At 30.3% G+C, this 23,429-nt stretch carries 15 protein-coding genes and 10 tRNA genes; 2 read left to right on the top strand and 23 right to left on the bottom strand.

What is annotated here, in order from left to right:
- Window positions 1-37: 37 nt before the first annotated feature.
- Window positions 38-1,498, bottom strand: a complete 1,461-nt coding sequence (locus tag ACTG44_RS00465) for an aspartyl protease family protein (protein WP_479921109.1) — start codon at window positions 1,496-1,498, stop codon at window positions 38-40.
- 116 nt (window positions 1,499-1,614) lie between these two features.
- Window positions 1,615-3,096: an aspartyl protease family protein gene (locus ACTG44_RS00460; protein WP_479921108.1), complete on the bottom strand. Its 1,482-nt coding sequence runs from the start codon at window positions 3,094-3,096 to the stop codon at window positions 1,615-1,617.
- Between the two features lie 167 nt (window positions 3,097-3,263).
- Here ACTG44_RS00460 and ACTG44_RS00455 point away from each other — a divergent pair, with 167 nt between their 5' ends.
- Together ACTG44_RS00455 and ACTG44_RS00450 are read left to right on the top strand one after the other, a co-directional pair.
- On the top strand, window positions 3,264-3,998 hold the full coding sequence (locus ACTG44_RS00455; protein ID WP_479917861.1) for a response regulator transcription factor: 735 nt from the start codon (window positions 3,264-3,266) through the stop codon (window positions 3,996-3,998).
- 4 nt (window positions 3,999-4,002) lie between these two features.
- Window positions 4,003-5,100, top strand: a complete 1,098-nt coding sequence (locus ACTG44_RS00450) for a sensor histidine kinase (RefSeq protein WP_479921107.1) — start codon at window positions 4,003-4,005, stop codon at window positions 5,098-5,100.
- 143 nt (window positions 5,101-5,243) lie between these two features.
- On the opposite strand, the gene ACTG44_RS00445 is transcribed toward ACTG44_RS00450, so the two are convergent.
- The 21 genes from ACTG44_RS00445 to ACTG44_RS00345 all read right to left on the bottom strand — a co-directional run bounded on the left by ACTG44_RS00445 (window position 5,244) and on the right by ACTG44_RS00345 (window position 23,422).
- The gene (locus ACTG44_RS00445; protein ID WP_479917859.1) at window positions 5,244-7,421 is read right to left on the bottom strand and encodes a hypothetical protein; all 2,178 of its coding nucleotides are present in this window, start codon (window positions 7,419-7,421) and stop codon (window positions 5,244-5,246) included.
- 128 nt (window positions 7,422-7,549) lie between these two features.
- Complete coding sequence (locus ACTG44_RS00440) at window positions 7,550-8,644, bottom strand: PIN/TRAM domain-containing protein (RefSeq protein ID WP_021382466.1); 1,095 nt, start codon at window positions 8,642-8,644, stop codon at window positions 7,550-7,552.
- 88 nt (window positions 8,645-8,732) lie between these two features.
- Window positions 8,733-9,803, bottom strand: coding sequence for a DNA integrity scanning diadenylate cyclase DisA (disA, locus tag ACTG44_RS00435; protein WP_021382461.1), 1,071 nt, complete (start codon window positions 9,801-9,803; stop codon window positions 8,733-8,735).
- Window positions 9,804-9,805: 2 nt separating this feature from the next.
- Window positions 9,806-11,179, bottom strand: a complete 1,374-nt coding sequence (gene radA / locus ACTG44_RS00430) for a DNA repair protein RadA (RefSeq protein WP_021382493.1) — start codon at window positions 11,177-11,179, stop codon at window positions 9,806-9,808.
- Window positions 11,180-11,358: 179 nt separating this feature from the next.
- Complete coding sequence (locus tag ACTG44_RS00425) at window positions 11,359-13,806, bottom strand: ATP-dependent Clp protease ATP-binding subunit (protein WP_021382474.1); 2,448 nt, start codon at window positions 13,804-13,806, stop codon at window positions 11,359-11,361.
- The gene (locus ACTG44_RS00420; RefSeq protein WP_479921106.1) at window positions 13,793-14,818 is read right to left on the bottom strand and encodes a protein arginine kinase; all 1,026 of its coding nucleotides are present in this window, start codon (window positions 14,816-14,818) and stop codon (window positions 13,793-13,795) included. The genes ACTG44_RS00425 and ACTG44_RS00420 overlap by 14 nt, the downstream gene beginning before the upstream one ends.
- 15 nt (window positions 14,819-14,833) lie before the next feature.
- Window positions 14,834-15,328 carry a UvrB/UvrC motif-containing protein gene (locus ACTG44_RS00415; RefSeq protein WP_044211945.1) on the bottom strand — a complete coding sequence of 165 codons (495 nt, stop codon included), beginning with the start codon at window positions 15,326-15,328 and terminating at the stop codon, window positions 14,834-14,836.
- Between the two features lie 6 nt (window positions 15,329-15,334).
- On the bottom strand, window positions 15,335-15,799 hold the full coding sequence (locus ACTG44_RS00410) for a CtsR family transcriptional regulator (protein WP_479917856.1): 465 nt from the start codon (window positions 15,797-15,799) through the stop codon (window positions 15,335-15,337).
- Between the two features lie 377 nt (window positions 15,800-16,176).
- A complete protein-coding gene (locus ACTG44_RS00405) occupies window positions 16,177-18,105 on the bottom strand; it encodes an elongation factor G (protein ID WP_021382497.1) in 1,929 nt (642 codons plus the stop codon).
- A gap of 241 nt (window positions 18,106-18,346) precedes the next feature.
- The gene (locus ACTG44_RS00400) at window positions 18,347-21,778 is read right to left on the bottom strand and encodes a pyruvate carboxylase (RefSeq protein ID WP_479921105.1); all 3,432 of its coding nucleotides are present in this window, start codon (window positions 21,776-21,778) and stop codon (window positions 18,347-18,349) included.
- Between the two features lie 302 nt (window positions 21,779-22,080).
- Complete coding sequence (locus ACTG44_RS00395; RefSeq protein WP_021382496.1) at window positions 22,081-22,494, bottom strand: hypothetical protein; 414 nt, start codon at window positions 22,492-22,494, stop codon at window positions 22,081-22,083.
- 75 nt (window positions 22,495-22,569) lie between these two features.
- Window positions 22,570-22,645, bottom strand: a tRNA-Val gene (locus ACTG44_RS00390).
- A 12-nt stretch (window positions 22,646-22,657) separates the two neighbouring features.
- A tRNA-Arg gene (locus tag ACTG44_RS00385) sits at window positions 22,658-22,734 on the bottom strand.
- Window positions 22,735-22,743: 9 nt separating this feature from the next.
- Window positions 22,744-22,817: transfer RNA gene (locus ACTG44_RS00380), tRNA-Cys, on the bottom strand.
- A gap of 7 nt (window positions 22,818-22,824) precedes the next feature.
- Window positions 22,825-22,900 (bottom strand) — tRNA-Lys (locus ACTG44_RS00375).
- Window positions 22,901-22,908: 8 nt separating this feature from the next.
- Window positions 22,909-22,985 (bottom strand) — tRNA-His (locus ACTG44_RS00370).
- A gap of 20 nt (window positions 22,986-23,005) precedes the next feature.
- Window positions 23,006-23,082, bottom strand: a tRNA-Ile gene (locus tag ACTG44_RS00365).
- A 14-nt stretch (window positions 23,083-23,096) separates the two neighbouring features.
- A tRNA-Met gene (locus ACTG44_RS00360) sits at window positions 23,097-23,170 on the bottom strand.
- 6 nt (window positions 23,171-23,176) lie between these two features.
- Window positions 23,177-23,252, bottom strand: a tRNA-Phe gene (locus tag ACTG44_RS00355).
- Between the two features lie 3 nt (window positions 23,253-23,255).
- Window positions 23,256-23,344: transfer RNA gene (locus ACTG44_RS00350), tRNA-Ser, on the bottom strand.
- Window positions 23,345-23,346: 2 nt separating this feature from the next.
- Window positions 23,347-23,422, bottom strand: a tRNA-Lys gene (locus ACTG44_RS00345).
- Window positions 23,423-23,429: the final 7 nt, after the last annotated feature.

Raw genomic sequence — 23,429 nt, 5'->3', positions numbered from 1 at the left:
TGAAACTTAATCACGCAATTTGTGTTATATACTATTTCTATTTGCTAAATGTCATCTTCATAGAATCGAAATCAATTGACCATTTATAATTCTTAAAATAATTATGGCTTACCAATCCATCATGAACAAATCCAAGTTCCTCATCATAATCCCACAGTCCACCTGTAAAATAATATCCAAGACCATTTTTTAGTTTTAAATTACCCAGTCCATATGATGAAACATCAAAATGTGCTTCCTTAAAATCACTTCCTCCCATTCCACCTTGTCCTTCAGGAGCTTTCTTTAGCTCTGGCATAGGAATCTTCAAAGAATCTATAGTTTCTTTAGGTAATATAATTCCAGCACCTTTTTCGTCAGCAAGTCCTGAATCAAGGAAGTAGTTAAGTCCACTTTTCTGATTGACTGAGCCTTTTCCATACAAAAAGTGAGTGGCTGCAAGCGTAAATGGCATTTCTTCCAATGTTTTGTCATCTGCAAGCATTTTATTAAGATTCTCTCTACCTACTTCACTTCGAGGTCTTAATATTAATTGACCACTATGGTAATCCATCGTAGGTACAAATTCCTTCAATACACCTGTACCAATAATACCATGAATATTTTCATAACCCTTAAATACCTCTTCAAACCCATCAAATGGTCCTAACATTACAGGTACATTTTTAATATTTACATCTCCTATAGTAAGTGAATCAGCTTGACCAAAACCAGTTTCAACAGAATTACCTCCAGCAAATTCATTTTCGTTTTTTGAGGCTGTTTTTATACCAAGTTCTTTTACAAGTTTCTGATCAATAGTAAACATTGGACCACCAGTATCAATAATAGCATTTATTCTTTTGCCATTTATCTCTACTGGCACAACTGGCAGAGGGTCAGTTGTGATAAAAGGAATCACTGTTTCGCTTTTTCCCTTCCAGTCAATTTGATTTGGTTGTTTATCCTTAAAAGCTTTCATCATTTCCAATACACTATTTATACTATTATTCTTATCTTCTGATGCTACGGATAATTTTTCAGCTTTTTGATATTGATTTGTTTGATAATATGTTAGTGTCAATCCTTTTTCAGCTTTTGTTTTGAATTTATCAGGATATTGCTCTATAAGAGTATTATATAGTTTTTCAGCCTGCTCATAATTACCATTCAGATATTCTATTCGTGCAGAAAGATAAATCACATCTGGAGAAGGTTTCTTCGAATTCATCAAGGGACTCAGCATCTCTTGTGCTTCTGTAATGTCACCTAATTTAAATAGTATCTGGGCATATTCTAATCTTATAGCTTCATCATTTGGGTTTTTGTCATACTTTCCTTTGATTTCTGTTAGTTGTTTTTCGCAACTTGCACGAGTAACTTTTTCTATTGTCTTAGTTGACTTAGGCGTTGAGCTTTTCGATGAGGTAGCCTGAGATGTACATCCTGTCATTACACCAACAATTAAAGCTCCACATAATATAATACTTATTCCTCTTGATTTCAGTGATTTCATCATTTTTTACCTCCTATTTTTGTTCTTATCTATAAGATACAATATGAAAGTAAAATGAAAGTAAAATAAAAGTAAACCAAAAATAAAATTAAAAAGATATCTCTTGTTCACAATTTAGATTATATATTCTTCTTCTCATTAAATGTCATCTTCATTGAATCAAAATTAATTGTCCATTTGTAATTCTTCAGATAATTATGGCTTATTAAAGCATCTTGGAAAAATCCATGTGCTTGATACATTCCTTCTTGTCCTGTCGCAAAATGCCCAATACCTTTTCTCTGTTGCACATTACCTAATCCATATGATGAAATATCAAATTGTGCTACTTCAAAATCATTTCCTGTCATTCCACCTTCTTCTGTAGTAGCTGGTCTTAGCTTTGGCATAGTAATACCCAATAAATCAATTGTTTGTTTAGGCAAAATAACCCCAGCACCCTTTCCACCATTAAATCCTGAATCAATAAAGAAATTAAGATTATTTTTATTATTAATTGAACCTTTACCAAACATATAATGAGTAGAAGAAAGTGTGAATGGAATTTGTTGTATTATTTCACTTTTACCTTCTTTGGCATCTTCATCAGTTACAACTATTTCATTCCTTACTACTTCACTTCGTGGTCTTAATACCAACTCACCATTTGGATAATCCATTGTTGGTACAAATTGTTTTAATACATTTGTACCAAGAACAGCACGAACATCTAATCCAGTACTCTTAAATAGTTCTGCAAGTCCACCAAGCTCTCCTATCATTACTGGGATATTTTTCATATTTATATCTCCTACCTTAAATGAATCAGCTCTACTAAACCCAATCTCAGAAGTACCACCTCCAGCAAAATTTCCATCTGCATTTGAAACTGGTTTGATTCCAAGTTCTTTTGCAAATTTTTTGTCAAGAACAAATGTAGGAGCACCAGTATCAATAAAAGCGTTCATTCTTTTTCCATTTATCTCTACTGGCACAACAGGCAGAGGGTCAGTTGTAAGAAATGGAATAACACTTTCATTTTTTCCATTCCATTCAATTTGATTAGGTTGTCTATCACCAAAATCTTTCATCATATTGTTCAATAAGCTACTTGCATTTTCTTGCCCCATAGATAGCTGTTTTGCTTTCTGATATTGATTTGTTTGATAATAGACCATTGATAGCCCAGCTTCTGCCTTTTCTTTAAATTTATCAGGATATTTCTCCACAAGAGTATTGTATAGCTTTTCCGCTTTTGTATAATTACCATTCATATATTCTATTTGTGCTGAAAGGTAAATAGCATCTGGTAGAGGTTTATCTCCATTTAAAAAAGGTTTTAATACTTCTTGCAATTCTGTAAAATCTCCCAATTCAAATAAGTTTTGAGCATATTTTAATGCTAAGGCTCCATCATTTGGGTTTTTCTCATATTTTTCTTTCGATTTCTTCAACTGTTTTTCAGAACTTACACGGGTAACTTTTTCCATTGTTTTAGGTGTTGACTTAGATGTTGAGCTTTTTGTTGATGTAGCCTGAGATGTACATCCTGCCATTACACCAACAATCAAAGCTCCACATAACAGAACACTTAGTCCTCTTGATTTTAGCGATTTTGTCATTTTTTACCTCCTGTTTTATTTTTATCTCTCTTTTTATCTATAGAATATAGTATGAAAATAAAATAAAAGTAAAGTGAGGGTAAAAACAAAAGAATAATTTATTGCTTACATTTTGCATGTATGGTATTATAATGATACTATTTTTGTATACTGGGAGATGAAATATTATGGATGACAAATTGGAAAACCCTGAAAAGATACTTATTGTTGATGATGAAGAAGGGCTGTTAACCCTAGTGAAAATAACCTTAAATAAAGAACACTATAATAATGTTACCTGTGTATCAACAGGAACCAAAGCCCTTGAGTGTATTGAAAACAGGCAATATGACCTTATCATTCTTGATGTAATGCTACCAGATTATTGCGGATTTGACCTATGCGCGAAAATGCGCAGGAAAACTATAGCCCCTATCATATTTCTGACTGCCAAAACTGGTGATTACGATAAATTATCAGGACTTGCCATTGGTGGTGATGATTATATAACAAAACCTTTTAATACAATGGAGCTTGTCGCCAGAATCAAAGCTATTTTTAGGCGTCAACAACTTGAACGTTCAGTATTACATACTCATTCAGAAAATTCCTTAATTTATCATTATGGTTATATTATTCTTGATATGACTTGTGCAATACTTACTGTAAATGGTCAAGACGTAGAATGTACAGCCAAAGAACTCGAGCTAATGGAATTTTTTTGCCAAAATCCTAACAAGGTCTTTACTACATCACATCTGTACGATACAATTTGGGGATTAGCAGGATATGGAGATGAAAAGACTGTTACAATACATATATCCAAGCTTAGAAAAAAGATATTGGATGATAATAAACCATACAAAGTTATTACAAACCTTCGTGGAATTGGGTATAAGTTCATACCACCAGATGGGAGCTGATATATTGAAAAAATTATACTTTCGTTTTATTGCTTACTTTACAACAGGTCTCTTTATATTTCTAGTATACTTCGTTACATTATTCATATTACTTAATCAATTAATATATCCTGAAAAATCACATAAATTTTTATATGTGACTGATTCATCTATTGGATATTTTCCAAGCATACTTATAATTTCTTTCTGCTTTATTACAGGAGGGATACTTTTTTGCTTATTTCTTGTTCGACCACTTTACTTGATAATTTGTTCAATAAGTAATTTATCTAAAGGATATTATGCAATAGTCAAAAAAGCCTTTACCAATAATGGGAAATTAAAATGGTACTATTTTATGTATAAAGAAGTCATTGTAAATATAAAATCTTTAGGCAATAAGCTTCAAGAAACTGAAATGGAACGAGAAAAACTTGAAGTTGCAAAAACTGATTGGCTTGCTGGTGTATCACATGATTTGAAAACGCCATTATCATACATCACAGGATATTCATCTCTAATGCTTAACAAAAACCACAGTTTTAGTGAAGAAGAGAGAACGATATTTTTAGATAACATATATAAAAAAGGAGTATATATTGAAAAATTAATAGACAATTTAAGTCTGACATTTTTTATAGATTCGTCTGGAAAAATACTACTTAAACACACACAGGTTGAAATGGTTGCATTTCTTCAAAACCTTATTGCTGATGTAGCTAATAATCCAAAATCTAAAAAACAGATATTTGGATTTTATACAGATTTAGAATGTTTGTATTTAGCCATAGATGAGACATTAATGTATAGAGCTCTTTATAACCTTTTAATGAATTGTGTTGAACATAATCCTGATGGTACAGAAATAAAAATTTGCTTAAAACAGAGTTCTGAACAAATTTACATTAATACTACTGACAATGGTGTTGGGATAAATGCGGAAAAAGCAGATGATATTTTTGACAAATATTATAGTAGCAAAAATCATAATACACAAAACAAAGGATTAGGATTGTTTATTGTTAAGCAGATTATTGATGCACATGGAGGGAATATTTCGGTTTCAAGCATTTTAGGGAAAAGTACATCCTTTCAAATTATATTGAAACAAGATAAAATTTAAATTATTATATAAAAATCCCAAGTTAAAATAAACTTGGGATTTTTATATAATAACTAATTTTTATAAAATTTCTTCTTTAAATTTATTTTGACAAAATAAATTTAAATTAACATATCAATATTTATATATAGCCTCTATGCAACTTATTCTTTTAATGCTACCAGATTTATACTTAATATAATCATAGGTACAATTACATAAATAAAAGCTGTAGCTGATGACACAATTCCAGAATCATTTACTAAAAGAGTTACAAAACATCCTGCTATTGATGCGATAAAGCCTTTAAATACAATTGGATATTCATCAATCAATTGTTTGAAATACCTAATCTGATTAATCATAAGAACCAAGATTACTCCTATTCCAGTTAATAGTATATTTACCCATGCACTAGTTTGAGCTAGTTTTAAGTTCATCTCTATCTTTCTACTAAATGTTTGTATTATTTCTCCTGGTCCATTAAAGTAAACTTCTTTTACAAACATACCTAGATGTGAGTTACTTCCTGAAATCATATCTATAGCTACAAAAACTCCTAAAACAAGTAATACTGATATACCTAATAAAACAACTTTTTTGAAGTCTATTTTTACATTATATATTAATAGTATAAATAGTAAAAATGCAACACATTCAGAAATAGCAGTTCCAACATTTGCCCCCATAGCTGGAGATGCACTCGTAATTAAGATAACTAAAGAAAATACTATTACAGACCACTTTGGTATCTTTTTATATGTAAGTAAAATTGCAAACGTAAATATTGCACTACCTATTGCTACTCCTTGATATTCATTGCCTACTCCATAGTATCTAGCTCCAATTATACAATCGTAACTCATTACATTGCTTTTCATTAGATATGAACCAAATCCAGAATCAATAACCATAATCAATATAGTTAATCCAGTAAAAAATAACATATTTTTTAAATCATTCTTTATTAAAACTTTGCTTATCAAGTATATAGTAAGTGTTATTATAATTATTCCTAAAGATATTGCTACTGGTGTTTTAAAATTCATTATTGGAGTTATCATAAATGACAATGGCATGACTATTCCTACTTTTAAAAGTTCTTTTAATATAAAAAATGTTGTTTCTTTATGATTTTTTGATATATGCTTTCTAAATAAAATTAGAACCATAGCAACTATCCAAGACAAGAATACTATACTTACAAATCCATTGAGTATTGTAGACCTTATGCTTGAAACAGATACTATCTTTTGGTATTCATCCAGCAGATATTCTTTATTATCATCTCTGTTAATAAGTTCATACTTCTTTCCAACCATATTTTGATTTTTTATATCAAAGTTATTTAATATTTCAGCTCCAACATCTAGATTAGTCACAATCCCTTCTCTTCTCGTGGTTGAAGATGATAATAGCCCTTTTCCATTACCACTTAATTTTATTATTGGAGAAAGCCTTCTTTTGTTTTTATAATCTAAGTCACTTGGAAATGCACTTGATATATAAACAGTGTCATTTTCTCCAACCATAGAAAATACATTTTTTAAGTATACATCTATATTTTTTTCTATGCTATTTTTCATGTTACCATATGTTTTTTCAGTTAGGTTTGGTTTATATAAATCTAATCTATATGTATCTCCAAGCTCTACAAAAACTACATCATCATTTTTGTAAGCTTCTTTAGTCTCTTTAATCAATTTATTATAATCAGTTGATATTCCATAAGGCATAGATAAATCTTTCTTATTTATATTATCTACGTTTCCATTAGGAATTCTTCCATACTCATCCATTGCAACTAGACATAAGTTTCTATTTTTTATAAGCTGACCATTTTCAATTATATCTGCATTTCCCAACACAGATGTTCTTAATCCATTATCAGATAAACTTTGACCTAATGACCCTAATACAGAACCATACTCCCCAAAGTTTAAATTTTCATTTATAGACTTATTTATGGTTAAATTATTTATACCTTTTGCGCTTTTTCCTGTAGCTGATTTAAAAACTATATCCCTATCTTTACTTGAGCTCTCAAAATTAATATCTTCTTCATTAGCTACATTAGCTCTTCCACCAGCACCCATACTAGCATATGACCTTCTGTCATCACTACCTTTATCGCCTCTTATGTTCATTAGACCGATATATCCTCTACTATCTAGTTCTTCTTTCAATGATTTTATTCTTAACATATTGCTCATACTAGTTCTATTCATATCTATAAATATTACTTTTCCATATGTCGGTATATCATCTGCAAAACTATATTGACTAATCGATGTTAATATTATGATAAATGTTGCTAAGAAAGATATAATCTTTTTTCTCATAAATTCTCCCTGCTTTCTGATTTAAATCCTCATCTTTAAGAATACATTAAACATTGTCGTTATAAATAAATAAATTTGGACCATCTATTTAAAATAAACAGCCCAAACTATAGGTTTTTTTGAATATATTAATTTTTAGGTTTTGCGAATATCATTCTACCTGCAGGAGTTTGAAGAACAGAAGTTACAAGTACTTTTATAGTCTCGTTCATATGTTTTCTTCCTCCATCAACAACTATCATAGTTCCATCATCTAGATATGCAACACCTTGTTGAGCCTCTTTTCCTTCTTTCACCACTTGAACAACCATATCTTCACCTGGTATTGCAACTGGTTTTATAGCATTAGCTAACTCATTTATATTTAATACTTCAACACCTTGGAATTGAGCAACTTTATTTAAATTATAATCATTAGTAACAACTTTTCCATTTAAAACCTGAGCAAGCTTTAATAATTTACTATCAACTTCAGCTATTTCATCAAAGTCTCTCTCACTTATTTCAACTTCTATATTTAATTCTTTCTGAATTATATTTAATATATCCAGACCTCTTCTACCTCTCACTCTTTTTAAATCATCTGAAGAATCTGCAATATGTCTCAGTTCTTCTAAAACAAAAGCAGGAATAATAAGTTTTCCCTCTATAAAGCCTGTTTTACAAATATCTGCTATCCTTCCATCAATTATTACACTCGTATCTAATACTTTTGGAGGAATTGCTTTTATATCTTTTTTGTTCTCTTTGTCCTTATCTTTATCTTTAATAGGATTTGCTAATCTTCCTAATTTTCCAATATTAAATAAATCATTTTTACTTTTAAGCGCAACTTTCATTCCAAGATATCCTAGGAATAAATATAATAGTAAAGATAGTATTCCACCTACTATTGGTATTCTATTTACTAAGCCACTTAATAAATATGCAATCACAAATCCTACTATAAGACCCATAGACCCTAACAATATATCAGTCTGAGGATATTTTGATAACTCTTTATCCACTATTTTAGCAATTTCTTTTACTCTATTTACAACCCATGGCTCTATAAGATATCCTAAAATGGCTATTATTATACCTGCTACTACAGCTGCGATATAACCATATGTTTCTTTCCCAAATGTTAATATTTCAAAATCTTTCATTAATGTTAAATAGGTCGTTATACCTATCGTAAATCCAAGTAAAATAAACAATATCCTTGTTACTTTCCTTATCAATGCTTCACCCCCTAGTTATACTTATCTATTATAGACCAAAGTGTATATTATATTCAAGAAAAAAGTAGTAAAATTCATTTAAAATTCATCATATGTGTCTATCTAATAATACTAATTGTTTCATTTTTATGAGTCCATTTTTTATATATGTTGCCCTTATTTCACCTATTCCTTCAACTTCATCTAATTCTTCAATAGACGCATCTAATATTTGTTGGAAGTTTTCAAAATAATTTACTAAGTTTTCTATTATTGCTGTTGGTAGTCTATGTATTTTACTAAGAATTCTATAGCCTCTTGTTTTTATAGGCATATCCATACTTTCTGAAAAACCACTATACCCTAATAGTTTTGCCATATTAACCAATTCTATTAGTTCTTCTGAATTTAAATTTTTAACTTTTTTCATAAGTTCTTTTATTTCTGTATTTTCTTTATTATAATCTTTGAATATTAATTTCTGATCTATTCTAGTTGTACCCATTAACTCTTCTAATTGCATGCTTACTAAAGTTCCTTCATCACCCAATTCTATTACATATTTTTCAATTATACTGGTAACTCTCATTACCATTTCCATCTTCTGCATGACTAATGCAACATCATAAATAGTTACTAAATCATTAAACTCTAAAGCATTTAAATTTGTTATAGCTTGGTCTAATACTGTCTTATATTTTTCTAGAGTTTGTATTGCCTGATTTGCCTTAGTAAATATCTTAGATATATCTTCGACCACATACTTCTCATTTCCTCTATAAACTGTTATAACATTTCTTCTTTGTGAAATTCCTATGACTATAGCACCCGTCTGTTTTGCCACTCTTTCTGCTGTTCTATGTCTTGTTCCTGTTTCTGATGTTTCTATAAAATAATCTGGTATAAGTTGCGCATTAGCAAATAGTATTTTTTTTATATCGCTACTTAAAACTATAGCTCCGTCCATTTTAGCTAATTCATATAGATATGATGGTGAATATTCTGCATTTATAGCAAATCCACCATCTACTATTTTCATTACATCTTCGTTAGTTGCAATTACAATCAATCCACCTGTCTTAGCTCTTAGTACATTGTTTAGACCTAATCTAAGCGGAGTTCCAGGAGATATCATTTTTAATGCATATAGCATATTTTTATTATCTAGAAAATTCTCCATATTTATTGATTCCTCCCAAGTACTATATTTATAGCTTGTCTTAAGTTATCTACTGGCCATATTTCTATACCTTTGGTGTCTTTTACAACATCATAATTACTTCTAGGAACTACTATCTTTTTAAATCCAAGTTTTTTACATTCAGCTATTCTCTTTTCTATAAAGCTTACTGCCCTAACTTCTCCTGTAAGACCCACTTCTCCTGTAACAGCTATATCTTCATCTATAGGTATATTTCTAAAACTAGATGCTACAGAAATAGCTATGCCTAAATCAATTGAAGGTTCATTTATCTTTATTCCTCCAACTATGTTTATATAGACATCTTGATTTTGTATTTGCAATCCAACACGTTTTTCTAATACTGCTAATAACATACCTACTCTATTATAGTCTACTCCTGTAGAGGTTCTTTTTGGTATACCAAAACTTGTAGGCGAAACTAGTGCCTGTAATTCAAGTAACATTGGTCTCGTACCTTCTACAGTAGATATTATTACTGAACCTGCTACATCTTTTGGTTTTTCAGATATCAAAATTTTAGATGGATTATCAAGCTCTACTAATCCTAAATCTCTCATTTCAAATACTCCAAGTTCATTTGTTGAGCCAAATCTATTTTTAACAGCTCTTACTAATCTATAAGTATTATATCTTTCACCTTCAAAATATAGAACAGTATCAACCATATGCTCTAATAATTTTGGTCCTGCTAGTGAACCTTCTTTTGTCACATGACCAACTATGAATGTTGAAATACCCATTTTCTTAGAAATTTTCATGAATTTTGAAGTACCTTCTTTAATTTGGCTGACAGTTCCTGGTGCCGAGGATATTTCTGGACTAAAGACAGTTTGAATTGAGTCTAGAATTATTAATTCTGGATTTACACTTTCTAAATAAGATTCAATTATACTTAAATTGTTTTCAGCAAATATATATAAATTTTCTGAGTTAATTCCTAATCTTTTAGCTCTCATTTTTATTTGAGATTCTGATTCTTCCCCAGTTATATATAAAACAGTTTTTCCTAAATTCGCAACATTACTAGAAACTTGTATTAAAAGTGTTGACTTACCTATACCAGGGTCTCCACCAACAAGTACTAAAGAGCCTTTAACTATACCGCCTCCTAGTACTCTATCTAATTCATTTATATCTGTTGTAAATCTCTCTTCTTCTTTGCTTTCTATTGAATTTATGCTAACTGGTTTAGATGAAGATTTATCTATTATAAAGACCTCTTTTTTGGTGCTTTTTTGGTCTACTTCTTCTACAAATGTGTTCCACTTTGTACACTCAGGACATTTTCCCAGCCATTTAGCTGTTTCATATCCACAAGATTGACATACATATTTTGTTTTTATTTTTGCCATACTTTTATCATCCTTAATTTATTATTCTATACTATAATTTTAGCATATGTGAAAGACAATATGTAAAGATTAAATAAAATAATTAAGGGCAATGAATTATTATAGATTCATTGCCCTTAAAATTCTGTTTAATCTCTAAAACTTGTATATGCAAGATTTTAAAATGCAACTCTATTAAATTATTTAGTTTCAAAAACTATTTTGTCATCTTTTACCTTTGCTACTACAGTGCTTCCCTTTTTAACATCACCCTTTAAGATTGCTTCAGATAATTCATCTTCTAAATCTTTTTGTAAAGCTCTTTTAAGAGGTCTTGCTCCATATTCTAAATCAAATCCAGATTTAGAAATTAATTTAACAGCTTCGTCACTCATTTCTAATTTTATATCCATTTCTTTTAGTCTTTCTTGTAATTTAGCCACCATTAAAAGTATTATTTTTGATATGTGATTTTCATTTAATGAATGGAAAACAATTATATCATCTATTCTGTTCAAAAACTCGGGTCTGAATCTCTGTTTTAATTCACCCATTATATTTTCTTTCATTTTTTCATATTGAGACTTTTCTTCTTCGTCTCCTTTAGCAATACTAAAACCTAAAGTTTTTTGTCTGCCAATCGTAGATGCTCCGACATTTGATGTCATTATTATGATAGTATTCTTAAAATCTACAGTTCTTCCTTTTGAGTCAGTCAATCTACCATCATCTAAAATTTGTAACAAAATATTAAATACATCTGGGTGAGCTTTTTCTATCTCATCAAATAAAATAACTGAATATGGATTTCTTCTTACTTTCTCAGTTAATTGACCACCTTCATCATGACCAACATAACCTGGAGGCGAACCTATCATTCTTGATACAGCATGTTTTTCCATATATTCAGACATATCTATTCTTATTATTTGATTTTCATCTCCAAACTGTACTTCTGCCAATGCCTTAGATAATTCTGTTTTACCGACTCCTGTAGGACCTAAAAATAAAAATGAACCAATTGGTCTATTAGGGTCTTTAAGACCTGCTCTTGACCTTCTTATTGCCTTTGAGATAGATTTTACTGCTTGTTCTTGCCCTATTACTCTATTGTGTAATATTTCTTCAAGTCTTAGAAGTCTATCAGCTTCTTCTTCAAGAATTTTATTAACAGGTATCCCTGTCCATAAGCCAACTACTTCAGCAATAACTTCTCCATCAACTAAATCAGAATGTTTAGATGATTTATTCCATCTTTCTCTTACGTCTTCTAATTGTTTTTTAAGTAGACCTTGTTCATCTCTTATTTTTGCTGCTTTCTCAAAGTCTTGACATCTCACTGCTTCTTCTTTTTCTTTGTCTATGTTTTCTATTTCTAGTTCTAATTTCTTTATTTCTGAAGGAGGTGTATTTTCCTTTAATCTTACTTTTGATGCAGCTTCATCAATCAAGTCTATCGCTTTATCTGGTAGATATCTGTCTGATATATATCTAGTTGATAATTCTACAGCTGATTTTATAGCATCGTCAGTTATTTTAACTTTGTGATGAGCTTCATATTTATCTCTTAATCCTTCTAATATTTTTATTGAGTCTTCTTTACTTGGTTCATCCACCATAACTGGTTGGAATCTTCTTTCTAATGCAGAATCTTTTTCAACGTGCTTTCTATATTCATCAATTGTTGTTGCACCTATAACTTGTATTTCTCCTCTTGCTAAAGCTGGCTTTAATATATTTGATGCATCTATAGAACCTTCTCCTGTAGAGCCAGCTCCTATTATTGTATGCATTTCATCTATAAATAAAATTATATTTCCATTTTTAATAACTTCATCTACAACTTCTTTGATTCTCTCTTCAAATTCTCCTCTATACTTAGCACCAGCTAATAATGAACCCATCTCTAAAGAATATAAAGTTTTATTTTTTAACGTTTCTGGAACATTTCCTAGGGCTATATTTGTTGCTAAACCTTCAGCTATAGCTGTTTTACCTACTCCTGGGTCTCCTATTAATACTGGATTATTTTTTGTTCTTCTACTTAGTATTTGTATTACTCTTTGTATTTCTTTCTCTCTACCTATTACAGGGTCTATTTTATTCTGTTTTGCATATAGTGTAAGATTTCTTCCATACTTATCAAGCACCTTTGACTCTACTTGATTCTGGTTGCCCGTGTAACTATTTTCTGGTTTATATTGATTTTTATCACTAATACCCATCATATCAATTGTTAATTGGGCAAGAGTTCTATCATTTACTCCTGCATAATTTAAAATCTTATTAGCAATTCCTTCTCCTTCTTGAATAATAGATAATAGTATATGTTCAGTCCCAATATAATTTGTTTTTAATTTGTTTGCAAACATACCTGACAGTTCAAGTATCTGTTTACTTCTTGGGCTTAATACTATGTCTTCTGGAATTCCGTCTCCTTTACCTTCCATATCAATTATTTTACCTTCTAAATAAGCCTCTGTAAATCCAACTTTACTTAGAACTTTAGCAGCTATACCTTCTTCTTCTCTTAAAAGACCTAAAAGTATATGTTCACTCCCAACAATATTATGCCCTAAGGCTTTGGCAGATTCAAATGCTAAATCAATTGCCTTCTTAGCTCTTTGTGTAAATCTATTGAAGTTCATAATTCATCCCTCCTCTTAATTTCTCCAAAGTTTCTCTAATGTATGTTGCTCTATTTATATCTCTATTCTCAACATCATCACTCTTATACATTATTGACTGATGTGCTGGTTGTATACCTATCATAAGTTGTTCTATCGCCTTTAAATCTAGTTTATCTATATAGTTCATTTCTATCCCCATTTTTATATTTGATAGATGGCTCATAGCCTCTGAACTACTCATTACTCTTGAGTTCTCAAGTGTTCCTATTGACCTAAATATTTTATCTTCTAATTTTATACCCAATTTTTTTTGCAATATTTCTCTGGCTTTTATTTCTTTTGATATTGCATCTTTTGTAAGACCACTTACATTCTCTATAATATTAGACTCTGTTCTTCCAAGTGTAAGTTGATTGGATATTTGATATATGTTTCCTAATGCTTCTGTTCGTTCTCCATATATACCTCTTATAGCTATGCCTATTTGTGAGGATATTTTATAAAGTTCATCCATATATCCCAATTGACTTAATGCTGGTAAATGCATCATCACAGAAGCTCTCATTCCTGTTCCTGTATTAGTTGGGCAAGATGTAAGATAACCTAACTTTGTGCTGAATGCATATTCTAAACTTGATTCTAACAAATCATCTATCTCATTTGCTATGTTATATACACATTCTAAATTTAAATCATCACACATAGTTTGTATTCTTATATGGTCTTCTTCATTTATCATTATGCTTACAGTTTTATCTTTTTTTACTATAACTGCACTTTTATCATTCTCTGCTAAATCTGGGCTTATTATATGTTCTTCAACCATAAGCATTTTCTTAGATTTATCTAAATCTTCAATTTTATAAAAATCAAATTCTTCTTTTTGCTCTAAACTAGAATTCATAAATACATTTTTTACTTTTTCTATTATTTCCATAGCACTTTCTTTATCTAATCTATTTGGAAAAGGATAATTATTTAGGTTTCTAGCTAGCCTAACTCTTGATTTCATGACTATGTTCTCTCTCATAATATCACTCCAATCTTAGTCAATAGAACCTTTTAAATATTTAATTTTATCTCTAAATTGAGCAGCCAATTCATACTCTTCATTTTTTATAGCTCTATCTAAATCTTCTTTTAATTCTTTAATCTCATTTTCTACACTTATCTTGTAAAAAGATTTTTTAGGTGCCTTACCTGTATGCTCTATGTGTCCATGTATATTTTGGAGCATTGGATTTACTTGGCTACTGAATGCATTGTAGCATTCACTGCATCCAAACCTTCCATTATTCTTAAATTCGCTATAAGTCATATTACAATTTGGACAAACTAACTTCTCTTCAAGTTCTTTTTTAGGTTGAAATCCTAAGTTAGAAAATATATCCATCATTGAAAAAGGCATATCTAAATTAAAATTCATTTCTGTGTTCTCTTTTGCACATTCACTACATAGGTACATTTCTGTCTTTTCTCCATTGACTATCTTATTATAATATACGGATGCTTTATTCTTATTACATTTTTGACATAGCATAAATTATCACTCCTCTATACTAAATAATCCTATTATTATATTCTTTAGAATATTAGACCTTACCTTCTCTTTTAATTCATATACTGGCATACATAATGATTTATCATCTATTGCATATAATATTAATTTTAGTTCTCTTTCACTAATTAAGCCTGACTCTCTCAAACTTTCCAATAATTCTTTTGCTTTTTTATATGATATTTGACTTCCTATTTTTTCATTTAATAATTCTCTAATATGTCCATCTTTACTTTTTCGTATTTTTTCTATTTGAACATATCCTCCGCCACCTTTTTTACTTTCAATATAATACCCTTTATCTATTGTAAATCTTGTTGTTAAGACATAATTTATTTGTGATGGTGCACAACTAAACAAGTTTGCTAGTTCATTTCTTTGAATTTGTATGCTATTATCCTCTTCCATCAAATCTTTAATAAATTTTTCAATTATATCTGTCATAGTTGCCATTAATATCACCACACGCCTTTAAATTTTTGACTTTCTTTGACTACTATTTTACACCTATTATTTAAATTTTTAAAGCCCTAAATTACATAATTTTATATTTTTTATAACAATTTAAATATGAATTTATCTCTTTATCAATCATAAAGTTTTATTCATTACATTTATGATAACCAAACATTAAAATTTTGATTTATTATTAAATATTTTATATTTTAGATATACCTTCTCACCTTTATTATTAAACATTTCTAAAAAATAATAATAATAAAATACAAAAACTAGGTATATGCTTACCTAAAATAAACTTATACCTAGTTCAAATCCTAAAAATATTTTTAATAGTATACTATTAATTATTTATTATTCTATTTTACCTATTATTTTGCAGTAGCTAACCCAATTATTTTTTCTGCAAATTGTGATGGTACCTCTCCATATTTTGCTAATTCCATTTCAAAGTATCCTCTACCTTGTGTCATTGCTCTTAAATCTATTGCATATTTAAATGTCTCTGCCTGTGGAGCTTCTGCAAATATTATTTGTTTCCCTTTATTATCTGGCTCCATTCCAAATATTTTGCCTCTTCTCTTATTTATATCACCCATAACATCTCCCATATATTCTTCTGGTACAGTTATCTTCAGCTTCATTATAGGTTCTAGTAGTATTGGATGTGCTTCTTCCATACCTTTTTTAAAGGCGGCACTCGCTGCCATCTTGAAAGCCATTTCAGAAGAGTCTACATCATGATATGAACCATCATAAAGTGTAGCCTTTATATTTGTAACAGGATAACCAGCTAATACACCTTTTTGCATAGAGTCTTTTAGACCTTTTTCAACTGCAGGTATATATTGTTTTGGTACAGACCCACCAAATATTTCTTCTGTAAATTCAAAATCAGATTCACATCTTTCAAATCTTATTTTTACATCTCCATATTGACCATGACCACCTGATTGCTTTTTATGTTTTCCTTGTACATCTGCTGTTCCTTTTATAGTTTCTCTATAAGGAACTTTAAGGTCATTTAATTCAACATCAACACCAAATTTATCTTTCATTTTATTTTTAATTGTTTTTATATGAAGTTCTCCTTGTCCTCCTAAAAGGGCTTGTTTTGTCTCTGTATTTCTATAAGAATGTAATGTAGGGTCTTCTTCTACTAGTTTATTTAATACAGATGCTACTTTTTCTTCATCACCTTTATTCTTAGGTGTTACTGCATAGTATATCTGTGGTTTAGGGAAATCTATATTTTCTAAAGCTTCTGCATCTTTATCTGTAGATATAGTGTCTCCTGTTTTTAGAGAATTAATTTTAGTTACAACTACTATATCTCCAGCTTTAGCTTTTTCTACTTCCACTAATTCACTATTTTTTAATGTATATATATTAGCTATCTTTTCCTTTACACTTTTATTTATATTAAAGACATCTTTATCTTTAGAAAGTACACCTTCAGTAATCTTTATATATGACATTTTACCAACAAATGGGTCAACCATAGTCTTAAATACTAATCCTCTAAATGGTTTGCTTTCTTCTGTAAAAATAGGTTCTAGGTAATTTGATATAGTATCTAATATTTCTTTTGTTCCTATATTATTTATAGTTGAACCACATATTACAGGTATAATATCACCTCTTTGTATCCCTATAACAATACCTTTTTGTATTTCTTCTGTAGTTAACTCTTCACCATTAAAATATTTATCTAATATTTGGTCATCTGTTTCTGCTATAAGTTCCATTAATGCTTCTTTAACACTCATAGCTTGTTCCTTGAATTCACCTTCTAAATCATCTATGTTTTCAAATACATTATGTAACTTTACAAAGTTTTTATCTTTATATATAGGACTTATCATAGGAACTATCTTATTGTTGTACTTTTCTCTTAACATTGCTATTGCGTCTTTATATCTTGCTTTTTCATTATCTATTTTATTTATAAACATTATCTTAGGAATACTCTCAGTTAGTTCCAATGATTTCTCTGTACCAACTTGAATAGGTGCTGTTGCATCTATTACTATTATTGCTGCATCACTTGCTCTAAGAGATGATACAACGTCTCCGCTAAAGTCAAAATATCCTGGGGTATCCAATAAGTTAAACTTATAATCATTATACTCTATAGGTATTAATCCCATACTATAAGTCATATTTACCTTGTCTGTTAATTTAGGTATCTTATTAGTGTTTGCTGTGTAAGCTATAGTTTCGATTAGATTTGTTTTTCCACATCCGCTATGTCCTAATACCGCTACATTTCTCAACATTTTACTATCATAAACCTTCATATAAGCACCCACCTTTTAAATTTATGTATTTTCTCTTAGCTGTTATTTCCTAAGAAATAGTCCAGAAAATGTTTATTATTTTTAGAATTTTTAGATAACATTTTCCTTACTAGCTTTATTTCTACATATGGATGTAATTTTCCTCTTTTTTTTAACAAAAATTTAATTTAAATAAATAAAAACACTCTAAAACATTTTTTATTAAATGTTTTAGAGTGTTTTTTTAATTATCTTAATTCAATTATTTCATTATCATTAATAATTGTTTATCTTCAACCATATCATCTTCTTTTACTTTGATTGACTTAATTACTCCATCAGTCTTAGCAACTATTATAGTCTCCATTTTCATAGCTTCTATAACTATTAGTGGTTGATTAGCTTTTACTTCATCTTCTTCTTTAACCATTATTTTTATAACTTTTCCTGGTATACTTGCTCCAATTTGAAGAGGGTCATTCATATCAGCTTTCTCAACATTATGAATTTTACCAGAGAAGTTTCTATCTTTTATTTCTACTTCTCTAACCATTCCATTCAATTCAAATCCTATAGTTCTAAATCCATTTTCCTTAACTTCACCGATTTCAACTAATCTTATTGTTAATACTTTACCTTCTTCTATCTCTACTTCACATTCTTCATTTTTATTTAAGCCATAGAAGAATACATCACTTTCAAGTTTAGATATATCATTATAGTGTTGTAAATGTTTGATATAATCCTCATAAACTTTTGGATATAAAGCATAACTTATAACATTTCTTATATTAGCATTTATGTCATATTTTTCATCTAGATATTTAGCTATTTCATCAAAATCTTCTGCTGGTAATAATGAACCAGGTCTTACTGTAATAGCTTCTTCGCCTTTTAAAACTACTTCTTGTAAATCTTTTGGTATTCCACCTTCTGGTTGACCAATCATACCTTTACAGTAGTCCACAACAGAATCTGGGAATGATAAGTTTTTACCTTCTTCAATTATATTGTCTTTATCTAATTTATTTTTAGTCATAAAGATAGCTAAGTCTCCTACAACCTTTGAAGATGGAGTTACTTTTATTATATCCCCTACAACTTCATTAGCTTCTTTATATTTTTCTTTAACTTCGTCAAATCTATTAACTAATCCTAAACTATCAGCTTGAGGTTTTAAGTTTGTATATTGACCACCTGGTATTTCAAAATTATATATTTCTGCACAAGAGTTAGTTAAGTCACTTTCAAATTTGCTATAAACTTTTCTTAAGTCCTTATAATATTTTCCTAACTCATCATATCCAAATAAATCTATACCTGTATCTCTTTCTGTATTTTTAAGAGCCTCTACTATAGCATTAAGTGATGGTTGACTTGTAAGTCCTGCCATAGATTCTAATGCAGCATCAATTATATCTACTCCAGCTTCTGATGCCATTAAACAAGTTGCTACACCATTTCCACTTGTATCATGAGTGTGTAAATGTATTGGTGCTTTTATATTTTTCTTTAACTCTTTAACTAGAGTGTAAGCTGAATATGGTTTAAGAAGTCCTGACATATCTTTTATTGCTATTATATCTGCTCCTAAACTTTCTAATTCTTGTGCCATCTTAATATAATATTCTAGATTATATTTAGTTTTAGTTTTATCTAGTATATCACCTGTATAACACATAGTTGCTTCAACAATTTTTCCAGTTTCTAAAGCTGTATTTATAGATGGCTTCATATTTTCAACCCAGTTTAATGAGTCAAATATTCTAAATACATCTATACCTTGTTTAGCAGATTCTTTTGTAAATTCTTCTATTACATTATCTGGATAATTTTTATATCCAACTCCATTTGATGCTCTAAGCAACATTTGGAACATTATACTTGGTATTTCTTCTCTTAGCTTTTGTAATCTACGCCAAGGTGATTCTTTTAAAAATCTATATGCAACATCATAAGTAGCTCCACCCCACATTTCAAGTGAGAATAAATCTTTTTGATATTTTTCTGTTGGCTGAGCAGCTTTTAATAAATCATATGTTCTTATTCTTGTTGCTAATAATGATTGATGTGCATCTCTCATTGTTGTATCTGTTAGCAATAATTTCTTATCATTTTTTATCTTTTCTATATATGCAGATTTACCTAACTTATCAAAAAGTATTTTACTTCCTTCTGCCTTTGAGCCATCTTTATCCATTCTTGGGTCATGTAATGCATCAAATAATGGTTTTTCTTTACAAGCATTATCATTTACAATTACATCCCCTATGAATTGAAGTAATTTTGTTCCTCTGTCTTTACTTTCTGTTATTTCAAATAAATCTGGATTTTCATCTATAAACTTAGTGCTACATTTACCATTTGAGAATATAGGATTATTTAAAACATTAACTAAGAATCCTACATTAGTTTTAACTCCTCTAACTCTAAGCTCTTTTACTGATCTTATAGTTTTATTTATTGCTCCTTGGAATGTTCTATCCCAAGAAATTGTTTTAACTAGTAAACTATCATAGTGAGGACTTATATTTGCACCTGTAAATCCATTTCCACCATCTAGTCTTATACCAAATCCTGAACCAGTTCTATACACTTGAATTTTCCCTGTATCAGGCATGAATTTATTCTTAGGGTCTTCTGTAGTTATTCTACATTGAATAGAATACCCTCTTATTTCTACATCATCTTGTGATTTTATATTGATTTCTTCACTATCTAAACTATAACCTTGAGCTATTAGTATTTGACTTTGAACTATATCTATTCCTGTAACCATCTCTGTTACAGTATGTTCAACCTGTACTCTTGTGTTCATCTCTATAAAATAATGTCCGCCATTTGCATCTACTAAGAATTCTAATGTTCCTGCATTAGCATAGCCTACATGCTTTGATAATTTGACTGCATCTTCACATATTTCTTGTCTTACTTTATCATCTAATGAAAAAGCTGGTGCATATTCTATTATTTTTTGATGTCTTCTTTGAACTGAACAGTCTCTTTCGTACAAGTGAACTATATTTCCATAGTTATCTCCTAATATTTGAACTTCTATATGTTTTGGATCAGCTATATATTTTTCTATAAATATGATATCCTCTCCAAAAGCTTTTCTTGATTCGCTACAAGCAGTTTCATATTCAATCTCTAAGTCTTCTTCGCGGTGTACAATTCTCATCCCTCTACCGCCACCACCATTAGATGCTTTTATCATAACAGGATAACCTATTTTATTTGCAACTTCTTTTGCTTCTTCAGTACTCTTTATTGCTTTTTCTACACCTGGTATAGTTTGAACATTAACTTCTTTTGCGATTTTCTTAGAGTTTATCTTATCTCCCATCATATTCATTACTTTAGATGATGGCCCTATAAAAGTAATTCCATTCTCTTCACATTTACGAGCAAACTCTGCATTCTCTGCTAGAAAACCATATCCTGGATGTATCGCGTCAACTTTTTTTCTCTTCGCCAAGTCAATTATCCCATCCATGTCTAGATACGCATCTATTGGCCCTTTGCCTTCCCCTATCAAATATGATTCGTCTGCTTTTGTTCTAAATAATCCATATTTATCTTCTTTACTATATATACCAACACTTTTTATCCCCAATTCTGAACAGGCTCTAAATATTCTTATAGCTATTTCGCCTCTATTAGCTACTAGTATTTTATTAAACTTTTTAAGCATACTCTATTCTTCTCCTTTATTGTTTGTGTAATATTAAAGATTATAGACTAAAATACTTTATTTTTGAAGATGTTTAAGCAAGTTCCTTAATTAATAAGATAAATTTATAAATATAAGTAATTTTTAGACTGTGTAAACTCAATTTACCTCACTAAAATTAAGGCATTTTTTATGGAATTTCAGGCAAATTTATGTGAAAATTTCTACAATTGACTTGATTTTATACTGTTTTTTCTTATGTTTACATAATTATTTTCATCTTTACGTAAGATTTTATATATTTTTTTAATATCGTTCATACCCTAATCTATTTGTCTAGATACCCTCTTCACTACATCTGAAAGTTTTAAATGACCTAAATCCGCATAAGCTATAGCCAAGATTATTTTTACGACTCCATCTACCTCATCTAATTTATATGCTCTAGCATTTATTATTGTGTATTTTGGCATAAATTCTTCTAAATCTAGTGCAAGTTCATCAGATAAAGTCATATATTCATCAAATTTTTCTTCATCAGATAAGTTAACAGAATCATATTGTTCGCTTATAATAGTATCTAAGTAATTCAAATCTATACTCAACTGATATGCAATTACATCTTCCCTTTTTGTACTTTTACTTAAATCTTTTTCAACTTTAAATTTGCTATTTTTATCTATAGTTAATTTTAGTTCTTCGCTATCAACTATTTCATTTCCTATTATTATATACAAGTTTCTTACCTCCTAAATATAAAAACTTTTTTAATCAAAAATAAAACCTCTAGTAAAATTACTAGAGGTTTGCACTGGTGGGATTAACAGGGCTCGAACCTGTGACCCCCTGCTTGTAAGGCAGGTGCTCTCCCAGCTGAGCTATAATCCCTCGATGTTTATATGGTGCGCCCAAAGGGACTCGAACCCCTAACCTTCTGATTCGTAGTCAGACACTCTATCCAGTTGAGCTATGAGCGCATGTTTTATTGGAGGCGACACCCAGATTCGAACTGGGGATCAAGGAGTTGCAGTCCACTGCCTTACCACTTGGCTATGTCGCCACCTTTTTGGTGATCTATCCGCGACTCGAACGCGGGACACCCTGATTAAAAGTCAGGTGCTCTACCGACTGAGCTAATAGACCATATTAGTTGGGGTGGATAATGAGAGTCGAACTCACGACCTCCAGAGCCACAATCTGGCGCTCTAACCAACTGAGCTATACCCACCATGTATTCATAATTTAATGTGGTGGGCCATCAGGGACTCGAACCCCAGACCTACCGGTTATGAGCCGGGCGCTCTAACCAACTGAGCTAATGGCCCACATTAAATTTTAGTAGCGGTAATAGGAGTCGAACCTATGACCTTTCGGGTATGAACCGAACGCTCTAGCCAACTAAGCTATACCGCCATACTTTGGTGCCCAGAGGCGGAATCGAACCACCGACACGGGGATTTTCAGTCCCCTGCTCTACCGACTGAGCTATCTGGGCATCTGGCGGAGAGGGTGGGATTCGAACCCACGGCCCCTTTCGAAGTCACTGGTTTTCAAGACCAGCTCCTTAAACCACTCGGACACCTCTCCATTGGTGATCTATCCGCGACTCGAACGCGGGACACCCTGATTAAAAGTCAGGTGCTCTACCGACTGAGCTAATAGACCATGTTAT

The sequence above is a fragment of the Clostridioides sp. LIBA-2809 genome (assembly GCF_056688965.1).
The sequence above is the reverse complement of the archived record's forward strand: the minus strand, read 5'-3'. Positions and strand labels throughout refer to the sequence as shown.